This is a genomic window from Paenibacillus planticolens, assembly GCF_013141725.1.
Classification (GTDB): Bacteria; Bacillota; Bacilli; order Paenibacillales; family NBRC-103111; genus Paenibacillus_E; species Paenibacillus_E planticolens.
In genome coordinates this window covers 421068-434691 of the sequence record NZ_WHNZ01000022.1, presented here as the reverse complement: position 1 = coordinate 434691, position 13624 = coordinate 421068, and the positions used below count along the sequence as shown (strand labels likewise).

15 protein-coding genes and 1 riboswitch are annotated in these 13624 nt (G+C 47.9%); of the genes, 7 read left to right on the top strand and 8 right to left on the bottom strand.

Annotated features, from left to right (window positions below; all coding sequences use genetic code 11):
- Nucleotides 1-6: 6 nt before the first annotated feature.
- The gene (locus tag GC097_RS13100; protein ID WP_171683728.1) at nt 7-756 is read right to left on the bottom strand and encodes an HAD family hydrolase; all 750 of its coding nucleotides are present in this window, start codon (nt 754-756) and stop codon (nt 7-9) included.
- Between the two features lie 133 nt (nt 757-889).
- Here GC097_RS13100 and polA point away from each other — a divergent pair, with 133 nt between their 5' ends.
- The 5 genes from polA to GC097_RS13075 all read left to right on the top strand — a co-directional run bounded on the left by polA (nt 890) and on the right by GC097_RS13075 (nt 6481).
- Nucleotides 890-3553, top strand: a complete 2664-nt coding sequence (polA, locus tag GC097_RS13095; protein ID WP_171683727.1) for a DNA polymerase I — start codon at nt 890-892, stop codon at nt 3551-3553.
- A 32-nt stretch (nt 3554-3585) separates the two neighbouring features.
- Nucleotides 3586-4446, top strand: coding sequence for a DNA-formamidopyrimidine glycosylase (gene mutM / locus GC097_RS13090; protein WP_171683726.1), 861 nt, complete (start codon nt 3586-3588; stop codon nt 4444-4446).
- 98 nt (nt 4447-4544) lie between these two features.
- Complete coding sequence (locus GC097_RS13085) at nt 4545-5261, top strand: MntP/YtaF family protein (protein WP_171683725.1); 717 nt, start codon at nt 4545-4547, stop codon at nt 5259-5261.
- Nucleotides 5262-5294: 33 nt separating this feature from the next.
- Nucleotides 5295-5891 (top strand): dephospho-CoA kinase, encoded by a 597-nt coding sequence (gene coaE / locus GC097_RS13080; RefSeq protein WP_171683724.1) that lies wholly within the window; start codon nt 5295-5297, stop codon nt 5889-5891.
- Entirely contained in the window at nt 5888-6481 is a 594-nt protein-coding gene (locus GC097_RS13075; protein ID WP_171683723.1) for a lytic transglycosylase domain-containing protein, read from the top strand. Before coaE ends, GC097_RS13075 begins: the two co-directional genes overlap by 4 nt.
- A gap of 68 nt (nt 6482-6549) precedes the next feature.
- Here the strand turns inward: GC097_RS13075 and GC097_RS13070 are convergent, their stop codons facing one another.
- Nucleotides 6550-6765 carry an alpha/beta-type small acid-soluble spore protein gene (locus GC097_RS13070; protein WP_127458075.1) on the bottom strand — a complete coding sequence of 72 codons (216 nt, stop codon included), beginning with the start codon at nt 6763-6765 and terminating at the stop codon, nt 6550-6552.
- 110 nt (nt 6766-6875) lie between these two features.
- Between GC097_RS13070 and nrdR the strand changes: the two genes are divergently transcribed.
- Nucleotides 6876-7355, top strand: coding sequence for a transcriptional regulator NrdR (gene nrdR / locus GC097_RS13065; protein ID WP_171683722.1), 480 nt, complete (start codon nt 6876-6878; stop codon nt 7353-7355).
- A 123-nt stretch (nt 7356-7478) separates the two neighbouring features.
- Here the strand turns inward: nrdR and GC097_RS13060 are convergent, their stop codons facing one another.
- A complete protein-coding gene (locus GC097_RS13060) occupies nt 7479-7667 on the bottom strand; it encodes a hypothetical protein (protein ID WP_171683721.1) in 189 nt (62 codons plus the stop codon).
- 47 nt (nt 7668-7714) lie between these two features.
- Nucleotides 7715-7813: riboswitch (cyclic di-GMP riboswitch) on the bottom strand.
- Between the two features lie 84 nt (nt 7814-7897).
- Here GC097_RS13060 and GC097_RS13055 point away from each other — a divergent pair.
- The gene (locus GC097_RS13055) at nt 7898-8080 is read left to right on the top strand and encodes a hypothetical protein (RefSeq protein ID WP_171683720.1); all 183 of its coding nucleotides are present in this window, start codon (nt 7898-7900) and stop codon (nt 8078-8080) included.
- Between the two features lie 72 nt (nt 8081-8152).
- Here GC097_RS13055 and htpG read toward each other — a convergent pair whose 3' ends face one another.
- From htpG to GC097_RS34220, 5 genes are all read right to left on the bottom strand, one after another.
- A complete protein-coding gene (htpG, locus tag GC097_RS13050; RefSeq protein ID WP_171683719.1) occupies nt 8153-10030 on the bottom strand; it encodes a molecular chaperone HtpG in 1878 nt (625 codons plus the stop codon).
- A gap of 195 nt (nt 10031-10225) precedes the next feature.
- Entirely contained in the window at nt 10226-11431 is a 1206-nt protein-coding gene (locus GC097_RS13045) for an MFS transporter (RefSeq protein ID WP_312875660.1), read from the bottom strand.
- Complete coding sequence (locus GC097_RS13040; RefSeq protein ID WP_171683718.1) at nt 11428-11877, bottom strand: MarR family winged helix-turn-helix transcriptional regulator; 450 nt, start codon at nt 11875-11877, stop codon at nt 11428-11430. Before GC097_RS13040 ends, GC097_RS13045 begins: the two co-directional genes overlap by 4 nt.
- A 358-nt stretch (nt 11878-12235) precedes the next feature.
- The gene (locus tag GC097_RS13035; protein WP_171683717.1) at nt 12236-12895 is read right to left on the bottom strand and encodes an NAD-dependent epimerase/dehydratase family protein; all 660 of its coding nucleotides are present in this window, start codon (nt 12893-12895) and stop codon (nt 12236-12238) included.
- Nucleotides 12896-12925: 30 nt separating this feature from the next.
- Nucleotides 12926-13615: a vWA domain-containing protein gene (locus tag GC097_RS34220; RefSeq protein WP_246294205.1), complete on the bottom strand. Its 690-nt coding sequence runs from the start codon at nt 13613-13615 to the stop codon at nt 12926-12928.
- Nucleotides 13616-13624: the final 9 nt, after the last annotated feature.

The window sequence follows — 13624 nt, the reverse complement described above, 5'->3', positions numbered from 1 at the left end:
TGCCGTTTAGAAGGTGTAGAGCAATTGTTTAAAAGAACGGATGATGACGACCTTCTGTTTGCCGATACGGCGTTCTGAAATTTTCTTCATATTCCCCGGATGTATCCAGATAGCGTCTAAGCCGCTGGAGGCGGCTCCTACGACATCATTGCGCCACGAGTTCCCCACCATCACACTTTGGCTTGAAGCCGCGTTCATGGTCTTCAGAGCCCTTTCAAAAATAGCGGGGTGCGGTTTACGCGGACCGTCCTTCTCTGAGCTGAATAAGCGATCCTCGGTAATCCAGCGGGTCAGCTTCATTTTGTCCAGATTATGCTGCAATCTTCTCCGATTACCGTTACTGATAATGGCAAGCTTATAGTTCTGGGACAAAGCTTCCAGAGTGTCCTCCACGCCGGGAAAGAGCGCGACAAAATGGTCTTCCTGCTCTTCGACCTGTTCAAAAAAAGCCCGGGTAAAGGCCGTGCTGACATTGACAGGGAGGGGCTGGAGCGCCTTGCGTAAACAAATGTGCCTAAGCTCATCCGGCGAAATGGGGCTTCGAATCGGCGCTTTGCGGTGCCGGCTCCATTCCATTTTGTAACTCTGGAGCACGTCTTGGGCGGTGAAGAGCGATTCGTCCGGCTCCCACCTCGCCGTATAGTCGTTCATGACTTCCAGGAAGGCAGAATCAAAGCATTGTCTCCGATCCAGAATCGTATTATTCATATCGAAAAAAATAACCTTTTTACGTGTTGGTGAGAAAAAAGGGCTCATCCGGAGAACCTCCTTTTGAAGACCGGAACATCGATTAATGGATTCCTTACATGTTTATGTGCGCTAGTGTTTTTTTATTTTAATTTCGTATGCTATGATGAAGGAAGTATGTCTAAAATCGGGGTGCGAACTTATGGATAAGCTTATTATTATTGATGGTAACTCTATTGCGAACAGAGCTTTCTATGCTTTGCCGCTTCTAAGCAATTCGAGCGGATTGCACACGAACGCCGTTTATGGTTTTACAACGATGCTGCTGAAATTAATTGAAGAAGAAAAGCCTACGCATTTCCTCGTTGCTTTTGATGCGGGGAAAATCACTTTTCGACATAAAGAATATACCGAATACAAGGGCGGACGGGCCAAAACGCCGTCTGAGCTGTCCGAACAATTTCCGCTGATCAAAGAACTGCTGAAAGCGTTCAAAATTCCGCAGTTTGAGCTGTCAGGCTATGAAGCTGACGATATTATCGGAACGCTGACCAAAGCGGCAGACGCCAAGGGGGAGAAGGTTCTTCTCGTCTCCGGAGACAAGGATATGCTGCAGCTCGCTTCCGATCACGTAACCGTTGCCATAACGCGTAAGGGAATAACGGAAGTAGAACTGTATAATCCGGCAGAAATCAAAGAGAAATACGGTCTTACACCAGCACAAATTATCGATCTCAAAGGACTGATGGGCGATACGTCGGATAACATTCCGGGGATACCCGGGGTTGGGGAGAAGACCGCGCTCAAAATGCTCCATGAATTCGGCACCGTTGAAGAAGTGCTTGCGAATACGGCCAGCCTAAAAGGCAAAATGAAAGAAAAGGTCGAGGAGCATGCGAAAGATGCGATCATGAGCAAAGAGCTTGCTACCATCTTCCGTGAAGTGCCGATGGAAACCGAGTGGGAGACATTCCGCTACGATGGATTTGACGGACAAGCTTTGGCGGGCATGTTCCGCAAGCTGGAGTTTAAATCCTTGCTGGAGAAAATGGATTTCGGTTCTGTGGACTTAGAAGCCGAGGGTCAAGTTGTTGAAAGCATGGAAGCGGTTGTTGTTACAGAATCCAATGTGAGCGAGCTGATTGGCAAATTAAGCGACAGCGCAGCGATTCACGTGGAAGCTGTGGGCGAAAATCCGCATCAAGCGGCAGGTGTCGGCGTTGTCTGGTTTACTCACGAGGGGGAGACGAATACCTCTTATTATGTGCCTATCCAGCTGCTGAACGGGGAAGCGGGCGCGCCGCTGCGCGCTTGGCTGGGGGACGATACGAAGAAGAAGCAGCTGTTTGACCTGCACCGCTCTATTTTGGCGCTGGCTTGGCAGGGCATCGCACTTAAGGGCGTGGATTTCGACGCATTGCTGGCCGCTTACCTGCTTGACCCGACGGAGTCGAATCTTACCTTGAGCGGCCTGTCTGCGAAGTACAGTTTGCCTGGCCTCAAGGCAGACGAGGAGGTATTCGGCAAAGGCGCGAAATTCCGCTTGCCGGAGCTTCCTGCGCTTAGCGACCACTTGGGCCGCAAAGCGATGGCGACCGCACGCCTCGTGCCAGTGCTGGCGGAAGAACTGGAGAAGGGCGAGATGCATCGCCTCTTCTATGAGCTGGAGCAGCCGCTGGCCGGCGTGCTGGCGGAGATGGAGCTGCGCGGCATCGAGGTGGATGCCGAAGGTCTTAAGGCGCTCGGCGTCGATCTGGCCAAGCAGCTGGATACGATCATGACCAGCATCTATACGCTCGCCGGTGTGGAATTTAATATTAACTCGCCGAAGCAGCTTGGCGAGATCCTGTTCGAGAAGCTGGGGCTGCCAGCTTGGAAGAAGACCAAAACCGGCTACTCGACGGATGCCGAGGTGCTGGAACGGCTGGCGCCCTACAACGAAGTCGTCGGGCAGATCCTGCACTACCGTCAGCTTGCGAAGCTGCAATCGACGTATGTGGAAGGGCTGCTGAAAGAGGTGCGGCCAGAGACCGGTAAGGTGCATACCTATTACCGGCAGACCATTGCCGCCACAGGACGGCTCAGCAGCCAGTTCCCGAACCTCCAGAACATTCCGATTCGTCTGGAGGAGGGCCGTAAAATCCGCAAAGTGTTCGTGCCATCCGAGCCCGGATGGTACATTCTCGCAGCGGATTACTCGCAGATCGAGCTGCGCGTGCTGGCGCACATCTCGCAGGATGAGAAGCTGAAGGAGGCGTTCCTTCAGAATATGGACATCCACACGAAGACGGCGATGGACGTCTTCGGCGTGGAGGAGAGCGCCGTCGACGCGAATATGCGGCGCCAAGCGAAAGCCGTCAACTTCGGTATTGTTTACGGCATCAGCGATTACGGCTTGTCCCAGAACTTGGACATTACCCGCAGGGAGGCAGCACAGTTCATCGAACAGTATTTTGCTGTCTTCCAGGGCGTGCGCAAATATATGGACGATATCGTGAAGGATGCGCGTGAGAAAGGCTACGTGACGACTTTGCTGCAGCGGCGCCGGTATTTGCCGGAGATCACGCATTCGAATTTCAATCTGCGCTCCTTTGCGGAGCGTACCGCGATGAATACGCCGATTCAGGGAACGGCGGCCGATATTATTAAGCTAGCCATGGTACAGATGGCTGCCCGGTTAAAGCAAGAAGGCTTGAAGAGCCGCATGCTGCTTCAAGTACACGATGAGCTGGTCTTCGAGGTCCCGGAAGAGGAACTCGAGACTATGCGCAGCCTTGTGCCGGAAGTCATGGCAGGTGCCTTGAAGCTGGATGTGCCGCTGAGCGCAGACGTAGACTTTGGCCTTACTTGGTATGACGCCAAGTAAAGCTATCCAATTACAAAAAGAGGTGAACATCCGTGCCTGAACTACCCGAAGTCGAGACGGTCAAGCGCACACTTAACTACTTAATTACCGGTAAAACGATCGAGCGTGTTCAGGTCAGACTGCCGCGCATTATCCAAAAGCCGGACGATATTCAGATGTTCGAGGTACTGCTGCAAGGGCAGCAGATTGAAACCATCGAGCGCAGAGGCAAGTTTTTGCGGTTTGTTTTGACGGATTATGTGATGGTCTCGCATCTGCGGATGGAGGGCCGGTATGGTCTGTACAGCAGTGAAGACCCGCTGGAGTCTCACACGCATGTGCTGTTTAGGTTTACCGACGGCAGCGAGCTGCGGTACAAAGATGTGAGACAATTTGGAACCATGCATTTGTTCCCAAGAGGGGAAGAGCTTACGCAGCCTCCGCTGCATAAGCTGGGCATAGAGCCGCTTGACGAAGGCTTCACTTTCGAAGCTTTCCGGGAGCGGATAGCAGGCAAGAAGACGAAGATTAAGCCGCTTCTGCTGAATCAAGAATATATTGTTGGTATCGGTAATATTTATGTAGACGAGTCTCTTTTCTTAGCCGGCATCCATCCGGAACGAGAGGCATCCTCGCTCAGCAAGAAGGAGCTGCTCCTGCTGCATGAGGCGATCATCCGCACACTCAGCGAATCCGTTGAGGTTGGAGGATCTTCGATCAAATCGTACGTCAACGGTCAAGGCGAAATCGGCATGTTCCAGCATCAGCTGAACATATACGGACGGCAGTCGCAATCCTGCAAAGCTTGCGGAAGCGAAATATACAAAACCGTTGTCGGCGGGCGTGGAACGCACATCTGTCCGACCTGTCAACCCTTGAAACGGAAGAGAATCCGAAAGAAGTCTGAGAAATAGGCACGTGAAGCCTGCCCTTCCCATATGATAAGGAGTACTTAGCCCAGATAACCAGCGACCCTGCTTGTTATTCAGGTATAACTCTTAGGAGGGGTATTATGCTTCCGGTGGTTTCTTTGTTCATTCTGGCTTTCGCAGTTTCATTGGATGGTTTCGGGGTTGGTGTCATGTACGGGTTGCGTAAAATCCGAATTCCGTTTCTCTCTATTGGTATTATATCTCTATGGTCTGGTATCATTATTTATAGTTCCATGCAAATCGGCGTGTTGATGTCTTCTTTTATGAGTCCAATGGTGGCTCAACGCATTGGAGCTCTTATTTTGATCGGAATCGGGATCTGGGCGTTAGCGCAGCAAAGACAGAAATCACAGGAATCCCAGGAGGCGGAGAAATCTTCCGAAGATCAAGTCTCTATCAGCACGATCTCCCCAGCCGGCAATGAACCCGCCACGCTGGATACGCTGCAAAGGACGAAGGAAATTCTGAATATTGAGCTCAAGCGGTTTGGTTTGGTTATTCAAATTCTACGAACCCCGTCCATCGCTGATGTCGATAAATCGGGCAATATTTCGGCTTCTGAGGCCACTTTGCTGGGCTTAGCGCTCTCTTTGGACGCCTTTGGCGCAGGGATTGGAGCCGCATTAATCGGTTTTGTTCCTTTGTTGACAGCAGCTGTTATCTCCCTTTCAAGCGGTTCATTTATCGCGCTGGGCTTGCGTATCGGATTTCGTTATGCGGAAATGAGTTGGATGAAGAAGCTGTCTATACTTCCTGGATGTGTACTTATTCTTATGGGTTTATTGAAAATGTTATAGTGGAAAAGGAATACGTTTAGGAGAGATTTGCCTATGAATATCGGGTTAACAGGAGGAATCGCATGCGGCAAAAGCACGGTTAGCGCCATGCTGGTCAGCCGCGGCGCTCTATTAGTTGATGCGGATCAAATTGCCCGCGATGTTGTCCTGCCCGGCAGCCCTGTTCTCGAACAGGTCGCTGCGCATTTTGGACAAGCTGTTCTGCAGGATGACGGCTCTCTGAATCGTAAAAAGCTGGGTGAGATTGTTTTTGGGGATACGGAAGCGCGCAAGCAGCTCGAACATATGCTGCACCCGCCTATCCGCAAGATGATCAGAGAGCAGATGGAAACTTATGAAAAGCAATTTCCGGACAGATTGGTTGTCGTCGATATTCCTTTATTGATAGAATCAAATTTATCCTTTATGTTCGAAGAGATTATGGTCGTGTATGTGCCTCGGCACATCCAGCTGGAGCGTTTAATGCTGCGAGACGGCTTAGCGGAAAGCGCAGCGAATAACCGAATAGACGCACAGATGTCGATAGAAGAAAAACGCAAACTAGCGGATATCGTGATCGACAACAGCGGTGCTTGGGAAGATACCTATGCTGAGGTTGAACGGTTTTGGCTAGGGAAGGGGCTTTCATGAAGTTTTTACGCAAAAAACGAGTTTTTGCCCTTTTGCTCGTTTGTTTCGTTCTGGTACTCTTTATGAATAGCAATTTTATCGGAAGAAAACTGTATCCCATCTATTATGAGCAGGAAATTAGGCAAAGTGCGGCGAAGCACAATATAGACCCTTTTCTTATTGCCGCCATCATTCGGGTGGAGACGAATTATAAACACCATTTGGAGTCGAGAAAAGGTGCGCTGGGACTTATGCAATTGATGCCGGATACGGCGGATTGGATTGCGGAGTCCACGAATTTGGAACCTCATTCACCGGAAGATTTATTAAAAGTAGATGTGAACATTAATCTCGGATCTTGGTATTTAAGCTGGCTCGAAAAGCACTATAACGGAAATTTAATTTATGCGATTGCGGCTTATAATGCAGGACAAGGGAATGTGAATAAATGGAAGCAAGCGGAAGTCTGGGACGGCACGGTAGAGAGGATCGACCAAATCCCGTTCGGCGAAACGCGGCATTACGTTCAGAGGGTCATCTATTATTATGATAAATACAAAAAGTTGTATACGGATACAGATCGCTGGGAAAACAAAGAAGCATTGGACTAGCTCCTTTTGGGGGGCGTAGAGTCCAATACTTCCCGTTTTGCAGATTCAGCGGCATACTCTATCCAAGATTACTTGAATTGACCAGCCAAAGATTGTTCTGCGATTTGTACCAGGCGACGAGTAATGTGACCACCGATGGCACCAGTGTCACGAGTAGCCATATTACCGTAGTATCCATCTTGTGGGATAGAGATACCAAGTTCTTGAGCTACTTCGTATTTCAACTGATCCAACGCTGCGTTAGCTTGAGGAACAACTAGCGTGTTGCTGTTTCCTGCGCTCATGTCTGTTCACCTCCTTGTCGGTTGGTACTAGTATTGTGCGCACTTCTCCTTAGTTCATGACATGTAACATATGGTAATCCACTACAAAGAAGAGAAAGGAGAGATAGCGAATGAAGTGTCCGTTCTGTGATTATTCCGGTACGAAAGTGCTTGACTCACGTTCAGCTAATGAAAACAAATCGATCCGCCGTCGCCGGGAATGCGAGAAATGCGCGCGAAGGTTTACGACCTTTGAGATGGTGGAAGAAACACCGCTTATCGTGATTAAAAAGGATGGCAGCAGGGAAGAATTTAGTCGTGAGAAAATATTAAGAGGCTTGATTCGTGCCTGTGAGAAACGCCCCGTCTCCATGGAAAGACTGGAGATGCTGGTATCTGAAGTTGAAATGCAGCTCCGCACGACCGCTCATGCGGAAGTTGACAGTTTGGGCATTGGCGAACTCGTCATGGAACAACTGTATCCGGTCGATGAAGTGGCGTACATTCGCTTCGCCTCCGTTTACCGGCAATTTAAGGACATCAACATGTTCCTGAAAGAGCTGACGCAAATATTGGGAAAGCATGATCCCGGTCTTCTCCGGGACAAATAAATAAAGCCGGTCGAGTCTCGTTATTGCAAACGGGATCTGACCGGCTTTTATTTGTTATGAAAAAAAATAAATTTTATAGACAATAACCGACTGCATTTTTGAATTAGTTCGTGCATAATTCTGTTATTGGATACGTTTGTCCAGTTCACTCCTTAGAAAATGAATAAACTTAATCGATTCTTCGGGTGATAACAGATTGTTATTGAATTTAAAGGCAAACATGTTCAAAATATCGCTTTCCGGAAGATGAAGGTTAGCAACTAAGTGTTCCACATCCAAACTCATACTGCCATCCAACACAATTTTTCCCATTATTTTGATCCTCCTAGTGTGTTCTACATTAATCGGACGGAGGCTGTTTTGGCAGCTGGCTGACATTTTGGATCGTGAAGTACGATGCCAATTTAGTCCCTGTAGCTTTGCGTCACCACTTTTCAATGGTTTTGCCTTTGTCGTACCGATTAATGCTTGTAAGAAAACTATATCACATTTTAACGAAATTGTTCCATTTATTACATCTATTCGAAGGATGGTTGAAGCATATGTCCGTCAAGTCCAATCTAATCCCAGGCTCTTTATATGAACTAGATATTATGAAGGTAGCCAGTTCGTTAGGAATTGATCAAGATCGTTTGTTGGCTTATGTGTATTCGAACATGGATATAGGCAAGCGGAGTGAGGATAGAACGGTGCAGGCAGTGAGCGGAATGGACGATCCTACATAATGTCGTAGTAAACAAAGAGGCACTGCAGCCTATGAAGCGGCGGCAGTGCTCTATTACTTAGTGGAAGATGGATTACACCATAATCTTGCAGATGTCGTTCGTGAATTCTACCGGATCTTGAAGCGGCAAGCCCTCAATTAAGAGTGCTTGGTTGTACAAGAGAGCTGTGTACAGGTTGAGCTTCTCTTTATCTTTCTCAAAAGCGTCCTTCAGCGAACCGAAAACTTCATGGTTCACATTGATTTCAAGGACCTTTTCCGCTTTGACATTCGGGTTATTCGGCATGGCATTCAAGATTTTTTCCATTTCGATCGTGACGTCACCGTCTGTGGACAGGCATACCGGATGCTTTTTGAGACGTTTGGATGCTTTGACGTTCGTGACTTTTCCGGACAACAAGCTTGTCATATAGTCAAAAAGTTCTTTGTTGTCATTTTTATCCGCTTCGCTCTCGGACTTGTCGTCTGCTTCGATGCCAAGATCGCCGCTGGAAACGGATTTGAATTCTTTTTCTTTGTAGGTCATGATCATTTTGATCGCGAATTCATCGATATCGTCTGTGAAGTACAAGATTTCATAGCCTTTATCGGTGACAAGCTCTGTTTGCGGAAGCTTATCGATGCGTTCCATGGACTCGCCGGAAGCATAGTAAATATATTTCTGGTCTTCCGGCATTCTAGCAATGTACTCTTCGAGTGTAACCAGCTTCTTCTCCTTGGAAGAGTGGAACATGAGCAGATCCTGCAGAACTTCTTTATGTGTGCCATAATCGCTGTAGACGCCGAATTTCAGCTGACGGCCGAACGATTTATAGAAGAGCTCATATTTGTCTCTTTCATCCTTGAGCATGGATTGAAGCTGGCCTTTAATTTTGCTTTGAATGTTTTTGGCGATCAGTTTTAATTGACGGTCATGCTGCAGCATCTCTCTGGAAATGTTGAGAGACAGGCTTTCGGAATCGACCATCCCTTTCACGAAACTGAAGTAGTCCGGAAGCAGGTCCGCACATTTGTTCATAATCAAAACGCCGTTGGCATACAACTCTAAGCCTTTTTCATATTCCTTGGAATAATAGTCGAAAGGCATATTTTCCGGAATAAAGAGAATCGCTTGGTAGACGACAGCGCCGTCCGCGCTAACATGTATATGCTTAAGCGGCTTGTCGAAGCCGTAATGCTTCTCATGGTAGAACTTCTCATAGTCCTCAGGCGTCAGCTCGCTTTTGTTCTTTCTCCAAATTGGAACCATGCTGTTCAACTGCTGCTCTTCTTCATAATCCTCGAACTCATTTTCAGTGCCTTCTTTGAGTCTTTTCCCGGCAATGTCCATTTTAATCGGGTAACGGATGAAATCTGAATATTTTTTGATGATCGCTTTCAAACGATACTCGTCCAAGAATTCGTCGTAGTTGTCATCTTCGGTGTTCGCTTTGATTTGCAGGACGATTTCCGTTCCTACGGAATCTTTCTCAGCCTTCTCAATCGTGTAGCCGTCGGCGCCGGTCGATTCCCATTTGTAAGCCGTGTCGCTGCCAAGGGCTTTGCTTGTAACCGTTACAACATCGGCTACCATGAACGCGGAGTAGAAGCCTACGCCGAACTGCCCGATGATATTGTGGCCGTCTTTGGCTTCGTTTTCTTTTTTGAACGCAAGCGATCCGCTTTTCGCAATGATTCCCAAGTTGTTCTCCAGATCTTCCTTGGTCATCCCGATCCCTGTATCACGGATGGTGAGCTTGCGGTTTGCCTTGTCAGCAATGACTTTAATGAAGTAGCTGTCTTTGTCAAATACTAACGAGTCGTCCGTTAAAGCCTTGTAATAGATTTTGTCGATCGCATCGCTGGAATTGGAGATGAGCTCTCTTAAGAAGATTTCTCGTTGCGTATAAATGGAGTTAATCATCATTTCTAATAGTCGCTTGGATTCTGCTTGAAACTGTTTCTTTTCCACGGATAAATCTCCTTTCAATAGGTAACGAAGATTATTTGGGGCCGAATGATTTGATTAGCACTCTAAGCCTTTGAGTGCTATACACTTATTTTTATATCATCCCTGAATTTTAATGTCAATCGCTATCGTTATCGAGATATGAAAAAATGCCGCAACCCTCCTAGCACCCGAGTGCTTGAAAGTTACGGCATTTCATTATTTCATGGTCGCGGCGGGGCTGGGCTTAAGTGCCACTGATGATTTCCGGTGATGCAATCCATAGTACAACAGAGCCGAACATGCGACAACGATGCCCGCAACAAGATACATCGTGTGGTAATTTGTTTTGGATGCTACAACGCCGAGCACATAGGATCCGATTCCATAGCCTGTGTCGAACAGCAAGAAGTACGTACCTGTGGCAAGCCCCCTGCGGTGAGCGGGCGCCGCTTGAATGGCGATCGTTTGGAAGCTCGGAAGCATTGCACCGAACCCAAGTCCAAGCATACCGCCAGCAACCAGAAATGGAACGGGCGAAGATGTCAGGCTAAGAGCAATCATGCCTGCGGTGAACAGAATAACGCCCGGATAGACCAATCCGTTTGGCCCCGAACGATCGAACCATTTGCCTGTAAAAGGTCTGGAAATGACAATCATCAAAGCGAACACCATGAAGAAATAGCTCGCATAGCTCTCCAGTCCGTTCGCTTTGGCATATACGGATAGAAACGTTGTGATGGCTCCATATGAGAAAGCGAGCACACTGCCTGCCAAAGAAATCGGGATCGACCGCGGCTCGACGAATTTTCTCCAGCCTTTTTCCGGTTTCACCGAAGACAGGACGACGCGCTGCGGAATACGGAGAGACAGCCCGAATAAGAGGGAGAGCACGGAGAACACAATACATATGCCAAACAGCAGAGCATTATTGTGGGATTGCATAATCGTTAAGCCGAGAAACGGCCCGACAACCATCGCTAAGCTCATGAAAAGACTGAAATAGCCGATTCCTTCGCCCTTGCGCCGGTCTGGCACGAGGTCAATAGCGACCGCCCCGGCGGCCGTTGTCGCCATCCCGAAGCCAATGCCATGGAGAAACCGCACGCCGAGAAGGATAGCATATTGATGGATGAACGGATACATCGCGGTACAAATCATAAAGAGGGCAAGCGCAAAAGAAATAATTTTCTTTCTGTTCCATTCGTCCATCCATTTCCCTGTTAACGGCCGTAAAATGACGGTTGAAATAATAAAGACGGTCATGACGAGTCCGATTTGCTGCTGTCCGCCATGCAGGGTATCGGTGACAAAGATAGGAAGTGTTACGGCTAGAATATAAAATGTCATGAATAAAAAAAAGCTGCTGAGACATACAGCAACAAAATCGCGGTTCCACAATTTCTGATCGGTATCGGTGTTCACGGTGATTCCTCCACTTCCTTGATGCGAGCATTGGCTTCTTGGGTGATTCGTACGAGCAGCTCCTTTAATAGGGACGCCTCAGCTTCGGTGAAGTCGCCTAGCAGCGAGGTGATAACCTCCTGTTCAATAGGGGTCAGGATGCCGTTCATAGCTCTTCCCTGATCCGTAATGAACGTAAGAAAGGATCGGCGATCCTGCTCATTAGCCCGGCGTTCAACCATGCCTTTGCGCTCCAATTGGTCGAGAATGCGGGTAATGTTCGTTTGATCCTTTTCCGCCCGAATAGCGAGCAGTTTCTGTGTAATGCCGTCCTCGCACGCTAGACGATTCAGTACGACCCATTGTTCAGTCGTCATATCATAGGGCTGGAAGCGATGGCTCAAAAGCTGTGTCATTCGACGCCCGGCATGATTCAAAATAAATCCCAAAGAATGCTCCAGCTTCATGTCAAACACCCCCTCCTGAAAATTAGTTGCTATAGCAATTATATTCCTAGCAATTACTTTCGTCAAACTTTTTATCCGCTGGGGGTGAGCTATGTATAACATGCCCAAGATCGGACATACTAAATTTCGACGGTGATTCAGAGAGGTGTTGTGTCGCATACAATGTATACGAAAAATGCCGGGGAAGTTGTTTTTGAATCTGCCTAGAAGCGAGGAGATGTGCCGCAGAACAGTTAATGTAGTCTAGTACTGCACGAATGTGATGAGGTAGTTAACCGAGCCAAGTATGGTTCAAGGCAAAAAGTACCATCAATTTGTCACCGTCGAAAAGGACTCCGCGAGGAGTCCTTTTTTTCTTTCAAAAGTGATTGAGATCGCTGCTTTCAATAGTCGGTTTGGCATAGCCGTCCAGAGCGACTTTGATCATCGCGCGGCCGACTTTTTCCGAAGTAGTGATTGAATTCGGGAACCATTTTTCCAGCACAGGGTAAAAGGGTTTCATGATGATATAGACAGCCTGATACAGCTTTGTCTTGGATTTGACGCCATGCAGGGGCAGAATGCCTCCCGGGCGGAACATATAGGCCGCTTTAAAAGGCAATTTAAGCAAATCATTTTCTGTTTTGCCCTTAACACGCGCCCACATGCTGCGGCCTTTCTCAGAGCTGTCCGTGCCTGCCCCGGATACATAGGTAAATGTCATGCCAGGGTTCAACTTCACCAAAGTCTCTGCCACACTCAAGGTAATATCATAGGTAATCGCCTTATATTTCTCTTCGCTCATGCCGGCAGAAGAAACGCCCAGACAGAAGAAACAAGCGTCATAACCGGAAAGATCGCCCGCAATGGCCGATAAATCCTGCAGATTCGCGTGTACGAGCTCGCGTAATTTTGGATGGCTTTGCCCCGTTGCATTCCGGCCGATCGTTAAGACGGTCTTCACCTGGGGATCAAGAAGACATTCACGAAGCACACTTTGTCCGACCATGCCGGTTGCTCCGAATAAAAGAACGTTCATTAGTAGTCACACCTTCCTTATAGAACTCTATTATTTCCGGATAATTCGTTTATTCGCAGCTTCTTTCAGCCAGACCGGGAATTCATTCAACAGGAGATGATAAAGCTGTTCATCTGAGATTGAGGCAATATCCTTGATATGTATAAAATTCGCGTTGTCGACTAGGCGGCCTTCCATCGTATCCAGCTGTTTCAGTACTTCAAAGTCGGAATTGCCGATTCCTACGAACTGCCAAAATATTGGCTGAACGGCGGAATCAATGATGACTTTTTTGATTGGCTTTACGACGCCTCCGTCGTTGATAAAGACTAAGAAAACGGGGAGAGGCGAGTCTTCTTCCACTGTATATTTGCGAATTACGTCCATCATAACCGGCGGCTCGTTATTTCGGCCAAGTTTATGGATATCCTTATTATTCATCACATGCTTCTGAACATACCGGTCAAAATTATTTTCCGTAGCGGGGGGCAACCGGCTAAAGTCGTTATCATAGACCCAAACATCCAGCGCCCCGTTATCGTCAAATTTACAAGCGACAGCGAGGATGCGTTCGACGACTTCCTGGACGGTTCCGTTTTTGTATAGAGCATGCATGGAACCGGTGATATCCAACACTAAGCCAACTCTAGCCATGACACTGGTCAGTTGTTTCTTTTCCAAAGCCATTTGGACGATTTTTTTGCGTAAATCAATCGGAGCAAGAGGAGAGACAGCTTCCATTGCGGCTGC